The sequence below is a fragment of the Desulforamulus aeronauticus DSM 10349 genome (genome assembly GCF_900142375.1).
Classification (GTDB): domain Bacteria; phylum Bacillota; class Desulfotomaculia; order Desulfotomaculales; family Desulfotomaculaceae; genus Desulfotomaculum; species Desulfotomaculum aeronauticum.
The window spans coordinates 15,292-38,505 of record NZ_FRAR01000029.1 but is presented as its reverse complement, the minus strand read 5'-3'; the positions used below and the strand labels follow the sequence as shown (position 1 = coordinate 38,505).

The window sequence follows — 23,214 nt, the reverse complement described above, 5'->3', positions numbered from 1 at the left end:
AAAGTTGATTGCTGACCAGTAAAGGGATGGGGACAATATGACGACAGGAATCAGTGGCTTTTTAGAAAGAAAAGCGAGAATCTTCAATGTGCAAAAATACTCCATCTATGATGGACCGGGCGTTAGAACACTAATTTTCTTCAAAGGCTGCCCCCTACGATGCAAATGGTGTTCGAATCCCGAGGGACTGGAAAGAAAATACCAAGTCATGTACCAAGAAGAACTTTGCATTCACTGTGGCAACTGTATTCCTGTTTGTCCCGTCCACATCCATTATTTTCAAAATGAGGATACCCGGCATCAAGTAAACAGAAGCATTGATTGTGTCGGTTGCCGCAAGTGCGAAACCCTTTGCCCTAAACAGGCACTGTCCATTGTCGGCTTGGATAGAACCATTTCCGAAGTGCTGGACATCATCCAACAAGATGCACTTTTCTACCACAGTTCAGGGGGCGGCGTCACCCTAGGTGGAGGAGAGGTCACAGCACAGCCGGAATTTGCTACCCAGCTGCTGACAGAATGCCAGCGCCTGGGCATCCACACAGCCATTGAAACCTCCGGCTATACCAAACTGGAGTCGCTGCTCAAGATCGCCCAGTTTACCGATTTGTTTCTTTATGACATTAAGCATATTGACTCGGAACGGCATTATGAACTTACCGGTGTACCCAATGAACGTATCCTGGATAACCTGACAGAACTCATCCAGCGTGGGTTCACAGTGAAAGTTCGCATGCCCCTCATCCGGGGATTCAATGATAGTGCCGACATCCTACGCAGAACCATGGAATTTCTGCAACCCTTTCAACATTACAAAAATTTTCAAGGCATTGACTTACTGCCTTATCATAAATTGGGTATCAACAAATACAAGCAACTAGATATGAAATACGCCATTACCGAAGATTTGAGCTTCAAAGAAGAAGAACTTACAAAAATTGAAGAGCTTATCAAAGGATACGACTTACAGGTTGAGGTCATCAGACATTAGTAGGGGCTGGGCTCTGCTCAGCCCGTTATATGGTGCTATCGGCAACCTAACGGGAGGAGCAGAGCCCCTCCCCTACAGGATAAAACAGGCATAGAAAAAATATAGTATAGGGAGGGATTTTTATGGGCGCAGCAGATGAATTTACTAAGCAACGGATTATCCAGGAATATGTGCCAGGCAAACAAGTTACACTGGCTCACATTATTGCTTCGCCTGTACAAGACCTCTATGAACGTCTGGGTATTGAAGAAACAGGTGCCATTGGCATTTTAACCCTTACTCCCTATGAAACAGCCATTATCGCAGCCGATATTGCCACCAAGACCTCTGACGTAGAGATCGGTTTTCTGGATCGTTTTACAGGCTCTCTGGTCATATCTGGTGATGTGGCAAGTGTCGAAGCCGCCATGATGGCCATTAATGACACCCTGGAAAAATTGCTGGACTTCACGTCCGCCAAGATTACTCGTACATGAAAAAACGAATTATGGTTGTCGGTCCAACCCAATCCGGCAAATCTACACTAACCAATGTTTTAAATGATACCGAGCGACCTTTAAAAAAGACCCAGGATGTTATTTACGGAAAAAACACCATTGATACACCGGGCTCATATATTGAAAACCCATCTATGTACAAATACCTGATCGCCACAGCACAAACCGCGTCCCATGTGCTACTGCTGGTGGATCAAGCCAGACCCATTGAAGTATATCCGCCTGGTTTTGCAAAAACCTTTACTTGTCCAGTTTTGGGAGTGATTACCAAGATTGATTTGGCGCCGCAAAATGCCAATCTTTCTATCCAGCAATTGAAACGAATGGGGCTTGCCGAACCGTACTTCTGGATTTCTTTAAAGAACCATACGGGTGTGGCAGCTTTGAAAGAATATTTACTAAGAAAACAAGAAACACCTGACAAAAATTAAGTTTCTTCAATATATAACCATAAATCGCTTGGAAATCTGGTAAAAGAGGATTTCAGGAAGGGTAGGTGAGGTTTATGAAATTCATCACCGAAATGGAACTGCGAGATTTATATAAAACAGAGCCCTTTACTACGTATGTTCTGGAGCCAGATGTAAAGATCACACCAGGCGCCCGCCAATTTCTTGTAGATAGACGTGTTACGCTGGTACAAGCAGCGTGTAGTGACAGCAAACAATCCCTTTCTGACGACTCGAATCAGGAACCGGGAAGGGAAAACTGGTGCACCTTACGATTGCGTAGAAGAATGGATTGCATAGAATCTTTATTTCTCCTTATGGCCGCAGAACTTTTACACGCCGGAGATACTGCCCTGTCAGAAGAAGTCATGGCCCTGGGCAAATATTTCCAGCATGTGCGAAAGGCGGAACGGGAACAGCTAGCCCCAGAGGTTATTCGATTTTGGGACTGGTCTGCAGAGGAAATTAAAGAACGATCTAATAAACTGGAAAATTACCTTGATATCAGTGAGTTTCACGTGGGATTAGAAAATGGCAAAGAGCTTGCTTTGTTAAACCACCTACGTGCTTCCCTCCGCGAGGTTGAACCAGCCCTTCTGGAAACCTATTGGAACGAGGCGGAGCAAGTTTGCTCACGGCAAGACTTGATTGATACGGTTAATCTGATCATTAACATTCTCTGCATCATGATGTGGAAATGTTTAGGGGGGAAAGAATGGAAGCGCTAAATTCAACTTTTTTGTACTGTGATCAACTGGTGCGGGATTTTGAGAAAGTTATCAAAACACCCATAGTAAATAAATCTGCCGTTTATTACACCGGCATTGACCTAGGCACAGCTTACATTGTATTGGCTGTCCTGGATGAAAATTATCAGCCTGTGGCCGGTGCCTATCGTTTCGCCAGTGTTGTTAAAGATGGCATGGTGGTTGACTATATCGGTGCTATTCGCATTGTCAGAGAACTAAAACAAGAACTCGAACAGAAACTTGGCACAGAACTGATCTATGCAGCAGCGGCGCTTCCACCGGGAACCTTTACCCTTGACTCCGGAGCGATTAAGCATGTGGTACAGGGAGCTGGTTTCGAAATCACCAATCTGTTGGATGAACCTACGGCAGCCAATGCCGTGCTTAAGATCAAAGACGGTGCGATTGTTGATATTGGCGGCGGTACGACAGGGATTGCGATCCTGAAAGACGGTAAAGTGATTCATGTCGCTGATGAACCTACCGGCGGCACTCACTTTTCTCTCGTCATTGCCGGAGCCTATAAACTGAGCTTTGACGAGGCGGATCAATATAAGCGGGATTTCAAAAACCATCGGGAATTAACTCCCGTATTACGACCGGTTATTGAAAAAGTCTCATCTATTATCAATCGCCACGTAGCTGACTACCAAGTAAAAGAAATCTATCTGGTAGGTGGAACCTGTTGCCTGGAAGGAATCGAAGATATCATCGCCAAACAAACCAACCTTCCTACCTATAAACCGCAAAATCCCATGTTTGTAACACCTTTGGGTATTGCGTTGAACTGCACACAGGAAATCCTTTAAGATTGGGGTGACTTTTCCGCATGGAGTACCGCATCATCAAATCCCCCTCCAAGGGGACCTTAGATATTCTCTTTCGAAGAAAAAGTTCTCCTTCAACCACCTCCATTGAAAACTATGATGCTGTGGGTTTGGTTCAGGGACGGCTGATTGATATGGTCTTCGCTGCTGATATCGCAGAAAAAGCAGCTGGGGTGGTAGTAGAAGATATTCGAGGGCATTGCCCGCAAAATATGATTATGATTGCCATCTTCGGAGATACAGCGTCGGTGGAAGCAGCTATGAAAGATATACAAATTAAATTTGAAAATAGGTGAGGCCTATATGATAGCAGTCAAGGTAATCGATAATATCTGGTCAACTAGAAAAGCAGAATCCCTCATAGGACTGAAGTTCATGTTGGTGGAAGTCCTCGGCGGCATTGACGCAGGGCGTCTGATGATAGCTGCGGATACCATCGGTGCCGGCATTGGCGAGCGAGTGATTGTCTGTACTGGCAGCTCCGCCCGCAAAATGTTGGATCGGGACGATGTTCCTGTTGACGCCGTCATTGTCGGCATCATTGACGAAGACTGCGTGTTTTAAGAAATCTGGGGGTGGAGAAACTTGGATTTACTGAACCTAATCAAGGATGCAGGAGTTATTGGGGCGGGGGGAGCAGGCTTTCCAACTCACGCTAAATTAACTTCCAAAGCCGAGTATATACTACTGAATGGAGCCGAATGTGAACCACTGCTCAGGGTAGACCAACAATTGATGGAACAGTTTCCTGATGAAATCATCAAAGGACTGGAAGCTGCGGGAAGAAGCATTGAAGCTCGCAAGGCCATCATCGGTATCAAAGGCAAACACAAAGAAGTCATTCGCATTTTGCGGGAGAGAATTACTGCCCTAGGCCTGGTCGATTACATGGAAGTCATGGAACTGCGGGATGTCTATCCTGCCGGTGACGAACAGGTGCTGGTTCATGAATTAACGCAAAGAGTTGTTCCTGAAGCATCCATTCCCTTAAAAGTGGGTTGTGTGATCATCAATTCGGAAACAGCCTTAAATATCTACCACGCCATAGCTGGTAAGCCTGTTACGGAAACGTATATCACCATTGCTGGCGATATTCCCCACCCGGTGACCGTTAAAGTGCCCGTGGGCGTGCCCATCCGGGATGTCCTAAATCTTTGCGGCGTGGCAAATCTGGATGATTATACCGTAATAGACGGCGGCCCCATGATGGGCCCTGTCATGAATAACCTGGATGGGTATGTCAGCAAAAAGAACAAAGGCTACGTACTGCTGAAAAAGGATCACTTTCTGATTCGTAAAAAATCCGTGAGTCTTAATCGAGCAAGGGTAATCGGCAGAACCGCCTGCGAACAATGCCGCATGTGTACCGATTTATGTCCCCGCTATCTTTTAGGACATAATCTGCAACCCCATAAAATCATGCGGGCCCTAAGCTACAATCTGGGTGACCTGAAAGATCAGCAAATCGCTCAATTATGTTGTGAATGCAATATTTGCGAATTATTCTCCTGTCCGGCCAATCTCCATCCGAAGTCTGTCAATATTCTTTATAAGCAGAAGCTGGCAGAACAAGGCATTCGTTATCAGCCGACACAGGTGGAATTCAAACCACGATCAGCCAGAGAGTATCGCTTGATTCCAAGCAAACGCCTGATTGCCAAAATCGGTCTAACGGCTTTTGATAAACCAGCACCCCTGACGGAGATCGAATTTAGACCAGAAACCATTCGTATTGCTCTGCGCCAGCACATCGGCGCACCGGCCATACCTGTTGTGGCTGTAGGGGAACAAGTGAAAGCCGGGCAATTGATTGGAAAAATTCCTGATAACAGTCTGGGCGCTGCGGTTCACGCCAGCCTCGATGGGACAGTTGTCGAAAGCACAGAACATTCTATTGTCATAAAGGTGGGTTCGTATGTATAACGCCATAGGTATGATTGAGCTTACAAGTATTGCCAGAGGAATTTATGCCACAGATCTGATGCTCAAAACAGCCTCTGTTGAAATAGTTAGTGCAACTCCTGTCTGCCCGGGCAAATATATCGCCATTGTCCATGGCGATGTGGCTGCCGTAGACAGTTCTATCAGCGTAGGCGTCGAAGCAGCAGGAGAATATTTGGTAGATAGCTTTATCCTACCCAATGTTCATCCGGCCGTTTTCCCGGCCATTACGGCCACCACCCTGCCGGATGGCACCGGAGCTCTTGGAATTATGGAATCCTTTTCCCTGGCCTCCATGGTTATTGCAGCCGACGCAGCACTGAAAGCCGCGGACATCCAGGCTTTGGAACTCCGTATGGGCAGTGGCATAGGCGGCAAAGCCTACTTTACCTTTACCGGAGATGTTGCCGCTGTGAAGGCAGGTCTCGAAGCTGGGACAGTTGTCGCTCTAGAAAAAGGTTTGTTAGTCGATACCGAGGTAATTCCTTCTCCCTCCAATAGATTGTGGACAACCTTATTCTAACGTAACAATCACATTCTTCTATAGCAGTCAGCGAAAGGAGGTGGTACCTTGAAAAAACTGGTTTGTGCAGATGAGGTAAAAGCAGCAGCAGACAAGGGCCAGAAAGTACTTTACGTAGAAGGCAATACCATCATTACACCGGCAGCCCAGGATCTAGCCAAAGAACTGGGTGTGGAATTTGCAGCAGATTCATCTGCTACCAAAAATCACATTTGTAAAGATAGTGGTCTACAGAAAAAAGATAACCAGGAAAAAACGATTGACAAAGATTTAATCTATCAAATCGTCAAAGCGGTATTAGCGAATAGCCTCCTGGCCAATGTTCCCGCACCATCTTCTGACCCGGCTTTTCTTACCGAGGGTGACCCGAAAAGTGGCCTGAAAATTGTGCGCGGCAGGACCGTAAAATACGAGACCTTTGATACAGGAAACCCCAACACCAAGGTAGCTTATCGTGAAGTGATCAGTAAAGATGATTCCCAAATGAGCGCAGGCTTTTTGACCATTGAGAAATCCAGCTTTGAATGGGAATTGTGCTATGAAGAGATTGATATTGTGCTTGAGGGAAACCTGTCCATTACCATCAATGGTGAGACTTACGAGGCCTGCCAGGGAGATGTGCTCTTCGTACCCAAAGGTTCCAAAGTAACCTGGAGTTCTTCCGGGTATGTGAAGCTCTTCTATGCAACCTACCCGGCGAACTGGGCTGATCTTATGGCACAACAATAGGGGGGTAAGTCATGCAGGCACTTGGACTAATTGAGACACGGGGACTCCTGCCAGCTATTGAGTGTGCCGATGTCATGCTTAAAACGGCGCAAGTGGAACTTGTGGGGAGAACCTTTGTCGGTAGCGGCCTCGTAACAATTACGATAACCGGTGATGTGGGAGCTGTGAAGGCCGCCGTGGAAGCAGCTGTAACCGCGGTTGAAAAGATTAGTCAGTTGTCCTTGGTCTCTCAGCATGTAATTCCCAGACCGCATCATGAGATTGGCAGCATGGTCGAACCCATAAACGATCCCTTGGCAAACCAGGATACAGCAACAGAATCAGAACCAGCCGAGAACACAAAAGAAAGTACTCCGTCCGAGCAGATCATACTAAATCAAGTTCGTAAAGAGGTGGTAGATGCTCTCGTACAGGAATTTGGTCTTGAAAAAGTTGTGGATGTCCTGAAATCGCTTTCTGTGGTAAAACTTCGGAATCTAGCCAGAGAATACAAAGATCTTGGTCTAGCCGGTAGAGCCATCTCCAAAGCGAACAAAGAATTGCTGATCCAAAAGTTAAAGGGATATTACGAGCGGGGGAGTGAAAAGTAACTTGCACCCTGTAAAAAAAAGTTAAGACAGTGTAGAGGGGACGAGAAAATTGGAAAACTTTGATTATGATTTACAATCTGTGCAAGAGACCAGAAATTTGGCCCGTCAGGCCAAACAGGCACAAGCTGAACTTGCGAAATTTACCAGTGAACAGATTGATAAAATCATTCAGAATATGGTGAAGGTGGCCGAAGAGAATGCTGTTTCTCTGGCTAGATTAGCAGTGGAAGAAACCGGCTTTGGTAAAGTGGAGGATAAAACTTTTAAAAATCAGTTAGCTTCCACAGAGCTATATCAATTCATCAAACCAATGCAAACCGTTGGTGTCATCAATGATGATCGGGTCAACAAGGTTGTGGAAATTGCTGAACCGGTGGGACTTTTAATGGGGATTATCCCCTCCACCAATCCTACTTCCACCACCATTTACAAATCCATTATTGCTATTAAATCTCGTAACGGGATTGTCTTCTCACCGCATCCTTCAGCTCTCAAATGCACGCTGCAAGCAGCCAGACTGATGAATGGTGCTGCAGTGGCTGCTGGTGCACCGGCTAATATCATTGGCTGCATCTCCAAGCCCTCTATGAGTGCAACCAATGAGCTTATGAAATGCGATGAAGTGGACATGATTATTGCCACAGGTGGTACTGCCATGGTAAAGGCTGCCTACAGCGCCGGGAAACCGGCACTGGGTGTAGGTCCGGGCAACGTCCCCGCCTATATCGAAAGAACAGCCAATATCCAAAAAGCAGTTAAAAATATTATTACCAGTAAAACCTTTGACAACGGGACCATTTGTGCTTCTGAGCAAGCGGTTATTGTGGAAGAATGCATTCGTGATCAGGTTGTGGAAGAATTCAAACGTCAGGGCGGCTACTTCATGACTCCCGCAGAAACAGACAAAGTTGCTCAAAAACTGTTTGTCCGCGGCCATGCCATGAACGCGAAATTTGTCGGGCGATCCGCAGCAGCCATTGCAGAAAGTGCCGGCATCACCATTCCAGCCGGAACCAAAGTCCTGTTAGGTGAACAACAGGGTGTGGGACAAGGACATCCCCTGTCTTACGAAAAACTGACTACCGTGTTGGCCTTTTATACCGTCAAAGATTGGGAAGAAGCTTGTGATGTGTGCATTAAATTATTGAAAAATGGCGGTGTAGGACATAGCCTTTCCATTCATACGGAAAACCCTGAAATGGCTATGAAGTTCTCTGAAAAGCCCGTATTCAGAATCTTGGTTAACACTCCCTCCACCCATGGCGGTGTGGGTGTAAGTACCGGACTGGCTCCGGCCTTTACACTGGGTTGCGGTACCTGGGGTGGCAGTGCCACTTCCGATAATGTAACCCCCATGCACTTAATCAATAGAAAACGTGTGGCCTATGGTATCAAAGACTGCACCGAAAACACAGCTCCCGCTTCTTCAACCTGTGTGGCCCAAAGCAGCAACTCTGGTGCCATCAGCGAAGATCAAATTATGAATGTTGTGAATGAAGTCATTGCCCTGCTGAAAAAAAGAGGTGATAACTAAAGTGGGAAGGTATGACGCTTTAGCAGCGCTTCTGCTAGAAGCAATCCAAGAAGGGGGGATTTTAAAAAAAGACACAAATTCCATACCCGTGGGAATATCTAACCGTCACATTCACCTTTCCCAAACAGATTTAGAAACCCTGTTTGGTGCTGGATACCAATTAACAAAAATCAAAGAACTTTCTCAACCCGGGCAATATGCCTGTAAGGAAACCCTGACCATAGCAGGGCCGAAGGGTGCTATTGAAAAAGTACGCATCCTCGGGCCAACACGAAGCGAATCGCAGGTAGAAATACTCCAAGCAGATTGTTTCAAGCTTGGTATAACCGCACCGGTAAAGTTGTCTGGTGACCTGCAAGGAACTCCAGGAATCACTCTCATTGGTCCCAAAGGAAGTATCTATCTCTCCAAAGGCTTGATGATCGCCCAACGGCATATTCATATGACCCTGGAAGATGCAAAAAACCTTGGTGTAACCGATGGAGAAATAGTAAGTATCCAAGTAGATGGGCTTCGGGGAGGAACCTACTCGAATGTCATCATCAGAGCCAACAACACATCGGCTCTGGAGTGTCATATCGACACCGAAGAAGCAAATGCTTTGAATCTCACTGCAAGCTCAAAAATAACGATAATAAAATAAAAATTTTAGGAGGAAACAAAAATGAGTAAATCTGAAGCTTTAGGATTAATTGAAACCAAAGGTCTGGTAGGAGCCATTGAAGCAGCCGACGCCATGGTAAAAGCCGCCAACGTTCATCTGCTTGGCTATGAAAAAGTAGGCGGTGCTCTGGTAACCGTAATGGTAAGAGGCGATGTTGGTGCTGTAAAAGCAGCAACCGATGCCGGTGCTGCTGCTGCTCAGCGAGTTGGTGAACTAATCTCCGTTCATGTTATTCCCCGTCCACACAGTGATGTAGAAATGATTCTGCCAACCAGAAAAGAAGTATTATAATCATTAGATAGACGATGCAACAAAGGGCTGCCTCAATAAAAATGAGGCAGCCCTTTGCATTAGCAAGGCAAATATTACTAGGGAAGCACAAGTATTGCAAATTCAAACGATACAAAATGGGGTACTTCAATAACGTTATTCATGAAACTTGGCAGTCCCAATAAAATCATGGTATAATGAAAGCTGCATGCGATCCGTGACCTTTCTTTCTTTTAGTCAGCAACGTAAAGAATTTGGTCCACCTAGCTCGGATGCTTTCTTTTTTGCGATGGATTGACAACAATTATACCGTATACTTTATCTGAAATGCAAAATACAATCAATCAGAGAAAAGGGATTTGGGCGAAGAGCATGAACAAAACTGATACCCTAAAGGGCACAAGTAAAACATTAAAAAATTTAGTGGATTCCAATCTATATTCTCGATATAGCGGGCTTCTATCCCTCTCTAATATTTCTTTGCAGTTGATCGATACTAATGGTGATATTCTGCTTGAATTTAATCCGTCTCCTGAGTTTTGCAAACGAATCTGTCAGGAAGATGAAACACGGCTATGTAAAGACTATATTTCTAGATTAAAACCAGGTAAAGGAGACCGCTTTACCTGTCAGCACGGACTGGCAAACATTATTCTACCAGTGGATTTTGACAACCAAACGATAGGCTATGTTGTGGGAGCACAGGCTTTTTTACCGGATAGTGAATATCAGAAATACCTAATTGACATTATGGCTATAGCAAAGGATAAAAAACTCGAGCCGGAGTTTATTGCTAAAACAATAGCAGCGATAAAATCTATAGAAAAAAACAAAATTGAAATTCATGAGCAACTTTGCAACCACATTGCTAAAAATATTTCCTATGACTTCTCTGAAAGTATCAATAATACTGATACAGCTATAGAAAGATTATCTATTGAAAAAGAGATGCTGGAAAAAAAGATTCTTGACCTGGAAGCAAAAAATATGTCTTTGGTGGTTAATCCCCATTTTTTGTTTAATACGCTAAACTCCATAGCACGTATCGCCTATTTTGAAAAATCCCATACGACGGAAGAACTCATTTACTGTCTTTCCGATTTATTACGATACAATTTAAAACAAGATGATGAATTACACACCATTGGAGCTGAGATAGATAATATTGAAAAATACCTTTATATTCAAAAGGTGAGATTTAAAAATCGTCTGGAATATGAAATTAACATTGCAGACGATATTAAACCCCACAGAATACCCAATATGATCATCCAACCTATCGTTGAGAATGCTCTTATCCATGGTATTTCCCCGAAAAGAGATGGGGGCAAGATAAAAATTTATGCAGAAAAATATAAAGATGATATTAATATTTTTATCGTAGATAACGGGAATGGTTTTCCCAAAGAGGTTTTACAAAGTCTGGATCAACCGGAAAATAAACAGGGAATTGGTCTCCGCAGTACAGATAAACGGTTAAAACAATATTTCGGAGATCATTATGGGTTGAAAGTCGTAAAATCAGACTATAGTGGAAGTACTGTTACGATCTCGATTCCCACCAAACCCTATGCGAGGCGATAGCAATGAGTGTAGTTTTAATCGTAGAAGATGAATTACTCGAATTGGACTTTCTCAAATCGATTGTGGCCGAAGAACTTTCTGCTAAAGATAAAATAATCACTTGTGAAAGTGGCATTCAGGCTGTCAAGCTGGCCAAACAATATCGACCGGACATCATCGTGCTGGATATACGCATTCCTGAAATGGACGGCTTACAGGCTCTTCAGGAGATAAGGAAATTTCTCCCACAGGCATCTGTTATCATCCTATCGGCCTATTCAGACTTTTCCTATGCACAAACAGCCATTCACCTCCGCGTTCAGGAATATTTATTAAAACCTGTTAAACCATCTGTTTTCAAACAGGTATTCCATGACCTGTTAACGACTGTAACTACGTGCCAGGTACCTGTCGACGAAGAAGTTAAGGAACCGGAAACCGACCAGATCTATTTTATTGAAAAAGCATTAAAATATATTCACGATAATTTTAAACAGAAATTGCCTCTGCAAGCTGTTTCGTCCTATGTATTTTTGAATCCTCAATATTTTAGCCGCATCTTTAAAAAAGAAGTAGGGGTCTCTTTTATTGATTACGTCAATAAATTGAAGATTGAGCATGCGTGTAAATTATTAGAAACCACCAACTATCCTGCCTATCGCATTTCCAGTGAATGTGGTTTTACAGATCCCTCTTATTTTAATCGTGTCTTCGTCCAACAAATGAATATGACACCTAAAGCATACAGAAGAAACCATCTATATGACAATGCGGATAACTGAGTATCCTCCGCAAATCACAGCAGATAATCTGTGGTTTGCAGAGATAACCGACGCATTGATCTAACTACAGGAGAATAATAATCAATGGCTTTTTTATACTTGATGCTTGCAATTGTATGTGAACTTATTGGTACATCTCTACTCAAAGCCTCTGAAGGTTTTTCTAAGCTAATTCCTACTCTGGGATTGCTCGTTAGTTTTACCTTAGCTTTTTTCTTTTTGTCTTTATCACTTAAAACAATACCATTAAATTTAGCCTATGCCATCTGGTCAGGGTTAGGAACGGTAGCAACTGTTATCATCTCAATTTTAATCTGGCAGGAAAAAGTGAATGTCGCCAGTATTGCAGGAATTGCCTTAATTATTATTGGGGTTATCGTATTAAATCTTTATGGACCCGGACATAGCCAGTCTGCTGATAAGGATTATTCAGTTAATGAAATCAGCAGTAGCTTTAAACAAACAGATACGCAATAGTGAAAATTATTCTGCTTACGTTCTACCTTAGAAGGATTTCAAAATTTTTAATGGAAACTTACAAATAGCTAATGAGTGATGACATCTATTTTGGATTTCGTCACTTTTTTATTAAGAGGGAGGTTCAGCGAAGATGATAGAGGAACGTTATAAGGAAAGATATCAAGCAGGCAATACTCCTTGGGATATTGGCAAACCTGATTTTAACCTTATTCAGACGGTAACCACCATGTCCATCAAACCCTGTAAGGCACTGGATATTGGCTGCGGAACTGGTAATAATTCCATCTGGCTTTCCCAAAATAGTTTTGATGTAATAGGTATTGATACTTCAGAGCTTGCCATACAGAAAGCTGTAGAGAGGGCGGCAGTAGAAAATATCAAGTGTACCTTTATTGTGAATGACATCCGTTTAAACAACATTGAAGGGGCTCCCTTTAGCTTTGCTTTTGACAGAGGTTGTTTTCATTCATTTAATACGGATGAAGAGCGGAAGGTTTTTGCTGAAAAAGTAGCTGCTCACTTAGAAAACGAGGGTCTATGGCTTAGCCTAGTTGGCAATGCGGATGAACAACGTGATGTCCCAGGTCCACCGCAGCGTACTGCCAGAGATATTGTTAACTCCGTGGAGCCCTACTTTGAAATCCTTTCGCTGGTTTCAAGCCATTTTGGCTCTAACCGACCAAACCCGCCCAGAGCTTGGGTTTGCCTAATGCGGAAACGGAAATAGTAACGGCTATCACACACAGATGAATAGAGATCTTATTGCATATTGCCCTGGAGTCAGACTCCGGGGCATTCCTTTGCTAAGTTTGTTGCACGCTAGTTATTCCAAAGATCGCCAATGAACCATTCTTTTTACTAGCCAGACAACAGCTGCGAGCAGTACCAGAATGATTGCGATACTCCAAGAATAACGCTCAATGTCATATAACAAATGATCCCATTGTGAGCCAAACATGTATCCCAGGCCTATGAAAATAATACACCAAAACAAGGCGCCGCTATAAGCATAGACTGCAAAGATCCGAAACGAAGAACCCAAAATACCTGTTAAATAACCGGTTATATGCCGAACAACGGGAATAAAATAGCCGATGAAGACAAGAAAATGACCAAGTCTGCTGAACCATTCTTTCGTTTTATCAAATTTACCGGGTGTAATGAACCCCCATTTGCCAACATACTGAATAAAAGGCATCCCCACTTTTAGACCGACAAAATATGTCACGGTCATCCCAAATATCGTGCCGATAAACGCTAAAAAAAGTGCTGTCCATCCATTTAACACTCCCAGATAAGACAGATACCCTGCATACAGCATTGCTATTTCACCTGGAAAGGGAAGAGCAATGAACTCCAACAGCAATCCTATGAATAGGATTGCATATCCATACTGCTCAAATAGTGCTTCAATATTCATTGATATCCCATCCTTTAATACCTTTCACGTAAGGAAAAACACTCCATGATAAATGGTTGCCCTGGTAAATGAATCATTACCAGAAGAAAAGTCGGTTTTCACACAAGAAGACCGACTTTTCAAATATAAAGTCCTGCACCGCCAATTATCAGGACGATGATTATAATGGAAATCGTTATTTTCTTTTTACCATATTTCTGTAAAGAGATCCATCTGAAAAATACAATTGCATCTGTTCACGAAAGAACCAACCCAGATAATTTATCACGTACTTGTATTATTCCTTATCTAATAGATACGAAAACATTATTTACCAGAGATCATTGAAGAATTGTTGGAAATTAGTTCAATAAGGTAAGGTGTCGTCTACGACTTTACCTTCAAGTTTTTGACTCCATTTCTTTGCATAAGTTGGCTCAGTCTAAATGGTAGCTTTCGGTTTTCTAGAGATAATAAAGCTGTAGACTTGGGTGGTGGCGTTACGCCAAGGATTGATTAGGGTTACTAGGAGAGGCAGATGATATAATTTAGTAAATATGATACATAAAATTGTGAGAGGAGTTCTTGAAATGCTACGAAATAAAAAAGTAATCGTAACGGGGGCGGCTTCTGGAATCGGAAAAGAAGTTGTCAAACATTGCTTACAGGAGGGCGCTTCAATAATTGCCTGCGATATTAATGAACAATCTTTACATGATTTAAAATGTTCAATGGATGACCGCTATAACCTACATACCTATCAGTTAGATGTAAGCAAATATAAAGAGGTCGCTAAATTTTTTGTATATGTAGAAACAGAACATTCCGACGTGAATGGTTTAGTTAATAATGCAGGGATTTATTTAGCAAAAAATTTACTAGACTATCAAGCAGATGAAATCGATAGAGTCCTTAATATAAATGTTAAGGGATTTATCTATTTCTCTCAGATGTTCGGCAAGAAATTGTTCCATAGCCAAAGTAAAGGTGTGATCGTGAATATGTCTTCCGTTTCAGGTATAGAAGGCAGTTCAGATGCAATCTATGGATTATCAAAAGCAGCCATCCTGGGTTTGACTAAAAGCTGTGCCATGAATTTCTCACCATACATTCGAGTGAACGCTGTTGCTCCTACGATGGTTGACACTCCAATGATGGATACAATACCTGACTGGAGAAAAAAGGAGTATGTAAGTCACCAACTCATCGATACACCGGTATTGCCTGAAGATGTTGCTGAAACTGTTCTCTTTTTATTATCTGATAAATCTAAGCATTATACCGGTGCTACATTCGATATTAACAACGGAGGATATCTAAGATAGATTCTAATTCTTGTTCAACAAACCGGATCGATAGCTGAATAGCGAACAGTGGTATCCATAACTATAAATAGCTATCTGAAAATAATTTTCATAATCCCGTGGTATATTATCTTTAAAAATTAAGGATAGATAGCACATGAAAAAGACATATTCAATCATCCTAGTTACTTTTGTTTGTGTAGTGGTGATCATGGCGGTCCGAGGTTTTAAGTACCCGCCATCTAGAAAAGCAGAAAATCTTCAAACCAAGCCACCTGCTACAGCTTATACTTTTCCCGCCGAGTTTGATAGACAGCAGGCCATCTGGCTGCAGTGGCCCCCTGAAATCTATAATACCGACCGCCCGGTTTATCCAGTAACCCTTACGATCATGAAAGCTCTGGAGCCGTACATTCGCGTTAATCTGATGGTACGGAGCCAGGAAGAAATTAACCAAGTTAAAGACCTGCTTAAAAGTAACGGCTACACCGGTAACAAGGTACACTACTACGTCGTTAACCACATGTCCATTTGGACCCGGGATGTGGGACCAATTTTTATCAAGGATCCGCAAAATAAGCTCCAGGTAGTGGACTTTGGCTTTAACAACTACAGCCGGGGTGGCGACCCGAACTACCTTGCTACCGAAAGCCAGGTGGATAGACTGGCCGCGGAGCAGCTTAACCTACCTGTCATTAAGGCTAACCTGATTTCCGAAGGTGGCGCCATAGAGTCTAACGGCCGGGGTACCATGCTGGTTACCGAATCTGTGGCTTTAAGCCGTAATCCAAAGATGAGCAAAGAAGAAATAGAAAAGGAATATCAACGGGTGCTGGGAGTTAAGAAAATCATCTGGCTAAAAAAAGGGCTAGCAGAAGATGACCATATCACCACCGGACACATTAATGAAATAGCCCGTTTTGCCAATCCCAATACCATTTTATTAGCACAAATTCTGCCTGCGGACAGGTATATCAACACGATAACGCAGGAATCTTACCGTCGTATGGAGGAAAACTACCAAATACTACGTAATGCCACTGACCAGGATGGCAAACCCTTCCACATTATCAGAATTCCTATGCCGCCCACTCTTTATGGACAAGTTGATGAAACCGGCAAAATACCCCTACTCAGCTATTTAAACTACGCGGTTACCAATGGGGCAGTACTAATGCAGACTTATTGGCAGCCGGGCCGAAGTGATACTCTTAAAACCACGGAAAACCAGGTTAAAAATACCCTGCAGAAGGTGTTTCCGGGTCGTCGCATCATTGGTATTAACGCTGAAAATGTAAATCGTTGGGGTGGCGGTATCCACTGTATTACCCAGCACATGCCAGAGTAAAGTACAATGGAGCTAACAAAGTTACATTTATCATATTTAGATATTCCTAACACTCGCCGTTAACTCGGAGAGTGTTTTTTTAGCGGCAATTATTATGCAAAAAACAGGTGACAAAGGATGCCACTTGTGATATTTTAATATTAAAGCGAACGTTTGAATGTTTGTCGGAAATAATTAGGTAACATTTCAGGAGGGATTATTGTGAAAATAGCCCATAATCATACCCATGGCCGGACAGCCTGTGCTTGTAACAGCAACTGTTGTTCTGGAAAAGATAAAACGGTAATAGATAATTTACAAGAGACCAAGACAGTTAGCTCCACTGGCGTGGAACTGCATAGTAAGAGCAGTGTTCTGCCGGGATTAACACTGGGGAAAATTAACTATACCTCAGTATTAGCGAAAGAATCTGCTGTTCTAACCCAGGTTCCTGCAAAGACCCCTGTAGCAAAACAAGACTCATTGAAGAAAACTCAATTTCGCCTGAGCGGATTGGATTGTGCCGATTGTGCAGCAAAGTTGGAAAAAAGAATCAAAGACCTGCCTGGTGTGATGGAGGCCAATATCAACTTCGGAGCAGGTAAGATGACCGTCAGCCATACTACTGCCCTGGAGACAATTTTAGATACCGTGAAGGTAGCAGGCTACCGGGCTGAATTAGATGGTCAAGCCAAAAGCACCGTCTTCCGTATAAGTGGGATGGACTGTGCTGATTGTGCCGCAAAGTTAGAAAAAAAGCTGCAAGCACTACCCGGAGTAACGGAAGCTCAAGTAAATTTTGGGGCAGGCAAACTAAGTGTTAGGCATACAGCCTCAGTAGAAACGATTTTGCAGGCCATCAAAGCCGCTGGATATGAAGGCCAGTTAGCTAACGAAAAAGGGCAGCCATCTCAAAAGAGTTTATTCGGAGATCATAAAGTGCTGCTCACTATCCTTTCCGGTTTCTTCGTGTTAACTGGTTTTATCCTCACTTATTTTCATATGTCCGAGCCCATTGTAACTGGCATTTACCTTGCTGCTATGATTAGTGGGGGATTTTATACAGCCAGAAGCGGTCTATATTCTCTTCGGTCCCTGTCCCTCGATATGAATTTCCTGATGATGGTAGCGGTGGTGGGTGCAGCAGCCATCGGAGAATGGGCCGAAGGTGCTACCGTGGTATTTCTTTTTGCGCTAGGCAATGCCCTGCAGAGTTACACCATGGATAAGACCCGTAATTCTATCCGAGCACTGATGGATCTCTCTCCCAAAGAAGCTCTGGTACGGCGTAATGGTCAAGAGCTAAGACTGCCGGTGGAGGAACTTGTGGTAGGCGATATCCTTATCGTCAAACCTGGTGAGCGTATTCCGATGGATGGTGAGGTCGTGGCAGGGCAAACTGATGTGAATCAAGCCCCCATCACCGGTGAATCCATGCCGGTGGAGAAGACCGTTGGTCTGGAGGTTTATGCAGGCACCATCAATGGTCAGGGTTCTATTGAAATCAACGTTACCAAACTGGTGGAAGATACCACCCTGGCTAAAATTATTAACCTGGTGGAAGAGGCGCAGGCCCAGAAGGCACCGTCCCAACAGTTTGTGGATGTTTTTGCCAAGTACTACACACCGGCGGTGATCATCGCAGCTATTCTGGTTGCAGTATTGCCCTGGCTTTTCTTCGGCCAACCCTTCCAGCTTTGGTTTGAGCGGGCACTGATTCTTTTAGTGGTTTCTTGTCCTTGTGCCCTGGTTATATCAACTCCGGTGTCAATTGTAGCAGCCATTGGCAGTGCCGCTAAAAAAGGTGTCTTGATTAAAGGCGGAGCTTATCTGGAGGAAGCAGGTGGCCTCAAGGTAATTGCCTTTGACAAGACAGGCACGCTCACCGAGGGTAAGCCAGAAGTAAACTCGGTTATCCCAGTGGAAGGTATTCGCCAAGAGCAAGTAATTGAAATTGCTGCCGCCATCGAAAAACGTTCTCAGCATCCCCTGGCGGAGGCTATTCTAAGGTATGCCGGAGAACAGAACATTCAAATGTCAGAGGGCACTGATTTTCAATCCTTTACTGGTAAAGGTGCCGGCTTGCAACTTGGCAGGGAATACTATTTCATTGGTAACAACCGGTTATTTGAAGAGATGAAGATACCCCTACATTCCCTGCAAGAACAAATTGCTGCCCTACAAAAGCGGGGCAACACTGTGATGATTGTGGGCAGCAGCCAAGAGCCCCTGGGACTGATTGCCGTGGCTGATAAAGTCAGGGAAAGTAGCCGGGCAGCATTAGCGGGCCTGCACGCTGCGGGGATCACTAAACTGGTGATGCTAACAGGGGATAACACGGGAACCGCTAGGATGATTGCTGAAGAATTGGGTCTTGACGATTATCGGGCAGAACTGTTGCCCGACAACAAGCTCACTGCTATTCAGCAGCTACAGCAGCAGTATGGTAAAGTGGCAATGGTGGGAGACGGTGTGAACGATGCTCCAGCTCTCGCCACAGCCACCGTGGGTATTGCCATGGGCGGTGCCGGTACGGACACCGCTCTGGAAACCGCAGATATTGCTTTAATGGCAGACGACCTAACCAAGTTACCCTATGCTATGCATCTAAGCCGTAAAGCTTTAGGGGTTATCAAACAAAACATTGGTTTCTCCTTGGTGGTAAAGGCTGTGTTCCTAGTGGCCACTTTCCTGGGCCTGGCCAACCTGTGGATGGCAGTCTTTGCCGATACCGGCGCAGCATTACTTGTGATTGCTAACGGCATGCGATTAATGAAAGTGGGCGATCCCTACAGTGATGCAGCAACTAAGCCAAACCAATCTTCTGTAGCCTACGCCAATGCGTAAACCTCCTTTGATAGACGAGCCCGCATCCCCATATAAGGGATGCGGGCTTACGATTTTAAAAGTAAATACTAATAAATTCTTGTGAAGGGAACAATGGAAATACTATAATGATAAAGTGAATGTTTCTATAACACTAGGGAAGATTCATGGGAGGTGATTCTGTGACTGAAACAAAACAGCCCGACACCTGTGAAATCTTTTGTTTTAACGAGGAAAAGGTTGAACGGTTAAAAACAGAAGTAAAGGTCACTGAGGGACTGGCGGAAATCTTTAAAGCTTTAGCTGATGACACTAGAATGAAAATTATCTACGCCCTGTCTCGGGAGGAGCTTTGCGTTTGTGATGTGGCATCAATTATCGGTTCTACGGTGGCGGCGGCTTCTCACCACCTACGGTACTTAAAAAATGTAGGGCTGGCCAAACAGCGCAAACAAGGTAAAATGGTCTTTTATTCCCTGCATGATGATTGTGTCAAAACCATTATCGAAACTGCCCTGTCACATCATCACCATGATGGAAAATAATTAATAGTAGATTTCAAGCTTATTGTAGGTAACCCATTATGGGGGAGGTTAGATAGACTATGCTGGCTGGTGGATTTTCCGTTCATTGGAAATAGAAAATTCCTGCTGTGCCTGGCCCGGTGAAGAACAGTCTTAACAATACCATAACTAGTAAAGGCGGAGAATCTCCGTCTTTTTCCTTTTCATAAAGGTTTTTTAGGAGATACATCATATTAGTAAAACCGTTCCCGTTTACGAAAGTTCTCAGCCCTGCAATATCAAGGGTTGAGGATTTTTTAGTTTTTATATGAGAATATATTTCTTATAAAACCGAATAACTTAATATGTTCCCATAGCGTAAAAAATAAGTAAATTTATTCCCATATGTTTGGTATTAAAACAGAGTTTTATAAAAAATTCCAATAAGTTATGAACATTTTGGATAATTTTAACGTCTGTATAATTGAAAGTCGAAATAGCATATAAAAAGTCATATCAAGTCGAAAAACAAAATTTGAGAGGTATTGAATGAGCCGAAAGATCCCTGTTTGGATACCCCCAAGAGGTAAGTATGGGAGTACCATATATGAAGACTATAGTCCAAAGTTAAAAAGAATTGTTCGTTCATACAGTTCACTGGAAAGAGATCATTTTGTGTTAGTAGAAACCGCTCCCCAAATAATTGATTTTTGTGAACAGTGCGAAAGAATACAGGGAGTCGTGAATGGGGAGTTGGTTGAATCTATCATTGATTATTGGTTGTTATATGCAGATGGAACAGAAGTGTATCGTGAAATAAAATACTCTGCTGATCTACAACCTTCCTCAAAAAAATTTGGAAAAGCACTCCGGCAAATATCGGCACAAAAAGAATACTGCTCTAGAAACTCTTACAATCACGAAGTCTTTACAGATGAAAATATTAGAGATAAACGACTACTCATTACTAATTTGAGGTTTTTAATACCATTTGGTAGGGATGAAAGACGTTGCAAAGAAGCTGAAAAGCTAGTTCTTAAAGAGTTGATGAAATTCGAGCAACTCAGCATTTATAAATTATACAAGAATATCAATTATAATGAAGAATCGCTTAAATACGCCGTATATTACCTGCTTTACAAAAGAAGACTTCAAGCAGATTTAGATAATCAACCACTGGGACCTAGAACGGAGGTTAGATTGTGCCAAAACCAAGAGTAACTTCTAAAGCTTTAATGAGCATTGACAGAATAGATACTTCCGTTTGGAAACAAGTTTTTCCTGATTCATTACCAGAAAAGGAAAGGGAAATTTATTTAAATAGAAAAAGTGCTGTTGATGATTATCTCCAGGGAAAAAGGAAAGTGGAGGATATTGCTACAATACACGGGATCTCCAGAAGATGGCTAAGTACACTCGTAAATAGATGTTTAATGGAACATCCAGATGGGGATATTTGGGGATATCGTGCATTAATACCAAACACAACTGTTAAAGAGAGAAAAAGCAAAGATTTATCAGAATGCAAACCGCATTCGAAATATGGAGGCCTGTCAGGTGCATTTAGAAACCTATTAGACTCTTATCCAGAATTAGAAGATTATATAAAAAAAGAATGGCTCGGAATTAAAAAGCACAAAGATCCTGAACTTCTTTTAGAGAATAGAATTAGTTTTAAGGTTATGCACAGAAGGTTTAGGGATAAATGCCGGGCGCTTGGTATTGAGAGTCATATGTATCCTTTTAATACTAAAAAAATCGCGTGGAGTTCATTAAGAACTTTTTGTAAACTTCTTGAAGAACGACATTTCGCAACTGCTGCCAAATCACGTTATGGAGAAAGAGCTGGAAGACTAGCCCGAAATGTACCGCAAGAAGAGAGGTACTATGTTGACCGTCCATATCATAGAGTGGAATTTGACGCTCATAGAATAGATTACTTAATGATGGTAATTTTCAAATTACCCAACGGAGATACTCAAACTCAATTATTAAAAAGACTATGGATTTTAACTATTATAGATACTGCAACACGGTGCATATTGGGTAAATACATTTCCTTTCACGAAAATTACACATCTGAAGATGTGTTAAGGTGCATTCAAAATGCAATAGTTCCGTGGAAAAAAAAGGAACTTCAAATACCTGGGCTTACATATAATAAAGATGCTGGCATGCCATCGGATATTAAAGAATGTGCTTGGGGCCTATGGGATGAGATAAGTTATGATAATGCAAAATCAAATATTTCTCAGATCGTTGTAGACAGATTAGAAAACTACTTATATTCATCCGTAATTAGAGGTCCTGTTGAAACGCCGGAATTTAGATCAATACAAGAGACCTTTTACCGAACGTTGGAGGAAAGTTTTGGTCATAGGTTGCCAAGCACTACAGGATCTTCAACAAGTGATATAAGAAGACAGAATCCCGAAAAAATGGCTTTACAATATAAAATAACCCACGATGAATTGGAAGAACTATCAGATGTAGTTATAGCAAATTATAATGGAGAGCCCCATTCTGAACTGTATTGGCATTCCCCACTTGAGACTTTAAAACAAAGATTAACACCGTATGAATCTGAGGAACCCAGATTTGAGATAAGAATATTGCCTGAATCTGAGAGAGATAATCTTAGGTTTTTCACAATGACTGATAAGAGAAAAGTCGTAGGTAATATTAAGCAAGGCAGAAGACCTTATATTAATTGGAAGAACGCAAGATATACCAGTTCAATATTAGCTGATTCCCCAGATCTAATTGGCAAAACCTTGAGTCTGGAGATTGATATTGACGATGTAAGAAGAATTCGTGCATATTTACCTAGTGGCGCAGAACTTGGAGAATTATATGCTGTAGGTGGGTGGGGGAGAACTAAACACAGTTTAAAAACTAGAGAAACTATAATACAGCTATATAATGAAAAACAACTACATTACCTTTCAAATGATGACCCTATTATAATATATCAAAATTTTCTACGCGAGAAAAGCAAAAAAGATAGAGCTTCCGCTAATGCATTGGTCACTTTAATAAGAGGTGCGGAAGAATCTGGAGACTATGATAATATTGTCCATGAAGACAACCTAACCCCCACTAACGCTAATAATAAATCCAAAAAAGCAAATACAGAAAATAATATTACAAAAGATGAAGCAAGTGAGAGATCAAATGAAACAAACTTTAACAAAATAGACAACGGTGATAATAATTCGGTTAATACACCTAAGTTAAGATTGTTGAAAAAAGCAATAGTATTTTAA

24 protein-coding genes and 1 pseudogene are annotated in these 23,214 nt (G+C 42.6%); 24 read left to right on the top strand and 1 reads right to left on the bottom strand.

The genetic code is table 11. The annotated features are described in order from the left end of the window. The first annotated feature begins 37 nt into the window (after window positions 1-37). From cutD to BUA78_RS17195, 18 genes and pseudogenes are all read left to right on the top strand, one after another. Window positions 38-991 (top strand): choline TMA-lyase-activating enzyme, encoded by a 954-nt coding sequence (gene cutD / locus BUA78_RS17280; protein WP_072917045.1) that lies wholly within the window; start codon window positions 38-40, stop codon window positions 989-991. A gap of 122 nt (window positions 992-1,113) precedes the next feature. Next, the gene (gene eutS, locus BUA78_RS17275) at window positions 1,114-1,467 is read left to right on the top strand and encodes an ethanolamine utilization microcompartment protein EutS (RefSeq protein WP_072917043.1); all 354 of its coding nucleotides are present in this window, start codon (window positions 1,114-1,116) and stop codon (window positions 1,465-1,467) included. Continuing rightward, entirely contained in the window at window positions 1,464-1,919 is a 456-nt protein-coding gene (locus BUA78_RS17270) for a EutP/PduV family microcompartment system protein (RefSeq protein ID WP_072917042.1), read from the top strand. Before eutS ends, BUA78_RS17270 begins: the two co-directional genes overlap by 4 nt. A 74-nt stretch (window positions 1,920-1,993) precedes the next feature. Then, window positions 1,994-2,665, top strand: a complete 672-nt coding sequence (locus BUA78_RS17265; protein ID WP_072917040.1) for a cobalamin adenosyltransferase — start codon at window positions 1,994-1,996, stop codon at window positions 2,663-2,665. Then, window positions 2,653-3,495, top strand: coding sequence for an ethanolamine utilization protein EutJ (eutJ, locus tag BUA78_RS17260; RefSeq protein ID WP_139257442.1), 843 nt, complete (start codon window positions 2,653-2,655; stop codon window positions 3,493-3,495). Before BUA78_RS17265 ends, eutJ begins: the two co-directional genes overlap by 13 nt. A 20-nt stretch (window positions 3,496-3,515) precedes the next feature. Further along, window positions 3,516-3,809 (top strand): BMC domain-containing protein, encoded by a 294-nt coding sequence (locus tag BUA78_RS17255; protein WP_072917035.1) that lies wholly within the window; start codon window positions 3,516-3,518, stop codon window positions 3,807-3,809. 7 nt (window positions 3,810-3,816) lie between these two features. After that, window positions 3,817-4,077 carry a EutN/CcmL family microcompartment protein gene (locus BUA78_RS17250; protein WP_072917032.1) on the top strand — a complete coding sequence of 87 codons (261 nt, stop codon included), beginning with the start codon at window positions 3,817-3,819 and terminating at the stop codon, window positions 4,075-4,077. Window positions 4,078-4,098: 21 nt separating this feature from the next. Beyond that, window positions 4,099-5,436, top strand: coding sequence for a 4Fe-4S dicluster domain-containing protein (locus BUA78_RS17245; protein WP_072917030.1), 1,338 nt, complete (start codon window positions 4,099-4,101; stop codon window positions 5,434-5,436). Further along, a complete protein-coding gene (locus BUA78_RS17240) occupies window positions 5,429-5,977 on the top strand; it encodes a BMC domain-containing protein (RefSeq protein WP_072917027.1) in 549 nt (182 codons plus the stop codon). The genes BUA78_RS17245 and BUA78_RS17240 overlap by 8 nt, the downstream gene beginning before the upstream one ends. 48 nt (window positions 5,978-6,025) lie before the next feature. Continuing rightward, on the top strand, window positions 6,026-6,706 hold the full coding sequence (locus tag BUA78_RS17235; protein WP_072917026.1) for a cupin domain-containing protein: 681 nt from the start codon (window positions 6,026-6,028) through the stop codon (window positions 6,704-6,706). Window positions 6,707-6,717: 11 nt separating this feature from the next. After that, on the top strand, window positions 6,718-7,296 hold the full coding sequence (locus BUA78_RS17230) for a BMC domain-containing protein (protein WP_072917022.1): 579 nt from the start codon (window positions 6,718-6,720) through the stop codon (window positions 7,294-7,296). A 49-nt stretch (window positions 7,297-7,345) separates the two neighbouring features. Continuing rightward, window positions 7,346-8,830, top strand: coding sequence for an acetaldehyde dehydrogenase (acetylating) (locus tag BUA78_RS17225; RefSeq protein ID WP_072917020.1), 1,485 nt, complete (start codon window positions 7,346-7,348; stop codon window positions 8,828-8,830). 1 nt (window position 8,831) lies between these two features. Beyond that, on the top strand, window positions 8,832-9,473 hold the full coding sequence (locus BUA78_RS17220) for a phosphate propanoyltransferase (protein ID WP_072917018.1): 642 nt from the start codon (window positions 8,832-8,834) through the stop codon (window positions 9,471-9,473). Window positions 9,474-9,494: 21 nt separating this feature from the next. Beyond that, entirely contained in the window at window positions 9,495-9,785 is a 291-nt protein-coding gene (eutM, locus tag BUA78_RS17215; protein ID WP_072917015.1) for an ethanolamine utilization microcompartment protein EutM, read from the top strand. A gap of 351 nt (window positions 9,786-10,136) precedes the next feature. Then, window positions 10,137-11,348: a histidine kinase gene (locus tag BUA78_RS17210; protein WP_072917013.1), complete on the top strand. Its 1,212-nt coding sequence runs from the start codon at window positions 10,137-10,139 to the stop codon at window positions 11,346-11,348. A gap of 2 nt (window positions 11,349-11,350) precedes the next feature. Continuing rightward, a complete protein-coding gene (locus BUA78_RS17205; RefSeq protein ID WP_072917011.1) occupies window positions 11,351-12,109 on the top strand; it encodes a response regulator transcription factor in 759 nt (252 codons plus the stop codon). A gap of 84 nt (window positions 12,110-12,193) precedes the next feature. Next, window positions 12,194-12,514, top strand: a pseudogene (locus BUA78_RS17200) (DMT family transporter); the annotation flags it as partial. A 205-nt stretch (window positions 12,515-12,719) separates the two neighbouring features. Further along, the gene (locus BUA78_RS17195) at window positions 12,720-13,316 is read left to right on the top strand and encodes a class I SAM-dependent methyltransferase (protein ID WP_072917007.1); all 597 of its coding nucleotides are present in this window, start codon (window positions 12,720-12,722) and stop codon (window positions 13,314-13,316) included. 96 nt (window positions 13,317-13,412) lie between these two features. On the opposite strand, the gene BUA78_RS17190 is transcribed toward BUA78_RS17195, so the two are convergent. Beyond that, window positions 13,413-14,009 carry a DedA family protein gene (locus BUA78_RS17190; protein ID WP_072917005.1) on the bottom strand — a complete coding sequence of 199 codons (597 nt, stop codon included), beginning with the start codon at window positions 14,007-14,009 and terminating at the stop codon, window positions 13,413-13,415. 569 nt (window positions 14,010-14,578) lie between these two features. Between BUA78_RS17190 and BUA78_RS17185 the strand changes: the two genes are divergently transcribed. From BUA78_RS17185 to BUA78_RS17160, 6 genes are all read left to right on the top strand, one after another. Then, on the top strand, window positions 14,579-15,313 hold the full coding sequence (locus BUA78_RS17185) for an SDR family NAD(P)-dependent oxidoreductase (RefSeq protein WP_072917002.1): 735 nt from the start codon (window positions 14,579-14,581) through the stop codon (window positions 15,311-15,313). A 136-nt stretch (window positions 15,314-15,449) separates the two neighbouring features. Beyond that, window positions 15,450-16,640, top strand: coding sequence for an agmatine deiminase family protein (locus BUA78_RS17180; protein WP_072917000.1), 1,191 nt, complete (start codon window positions 15,450-15,452; stop codon window positions 16,638-16,640). 201 nt (window positions 16,641-16,841) lie between these two features. Continuing rightward, complete coding sequence (locus BUA78_RS17175) at window positions 16,842-19,466, top strand: heavy metal translocating P-type ATPase (RefSeq protein ID WP_072916998.1); 2,625 nt, start codon at window positions 16,842-16,844, stop codon at window positions 19,464-19,466. Window positions 19,467-19,627: 161 nt separating this feature from the next. Next, complete coding sequence (locus BUA78_RS17170) at window positions 19,628-19,990, top strand: ArsR/SmtB family transcription factor (RefSeq protein WP_238456863.1); 363 nt, start codon at window positions 19,628-19,630, stop codon at window positions 19,988-19,990. 633 nt (window positions 19,991-20,623) lie between these two features. Next, a complete protein-coding gene (locus BUA78_RS17165; RefSeq protein WP_139257392.1) occupies window positions 20,624-21,169 on the top strand; it encodes a TnsA endonuclease N-terminal domain-containing protein in 546 nt (181 codons plus the stop codon). Continuing rightward, a complete protein-coding gene (locus BUA78_RS17160; RefSeq protein WP_072915549.1) occupies window positions 21,151-23,214 on the top strand; it encodes a hypothetical protein in 2,064 nt (687 codons plus the stop codon). The genes BUA78_RS17165 and BUA78_RS17160 overlap by 19 nt, the downstream gene beginning before the upstream one ends.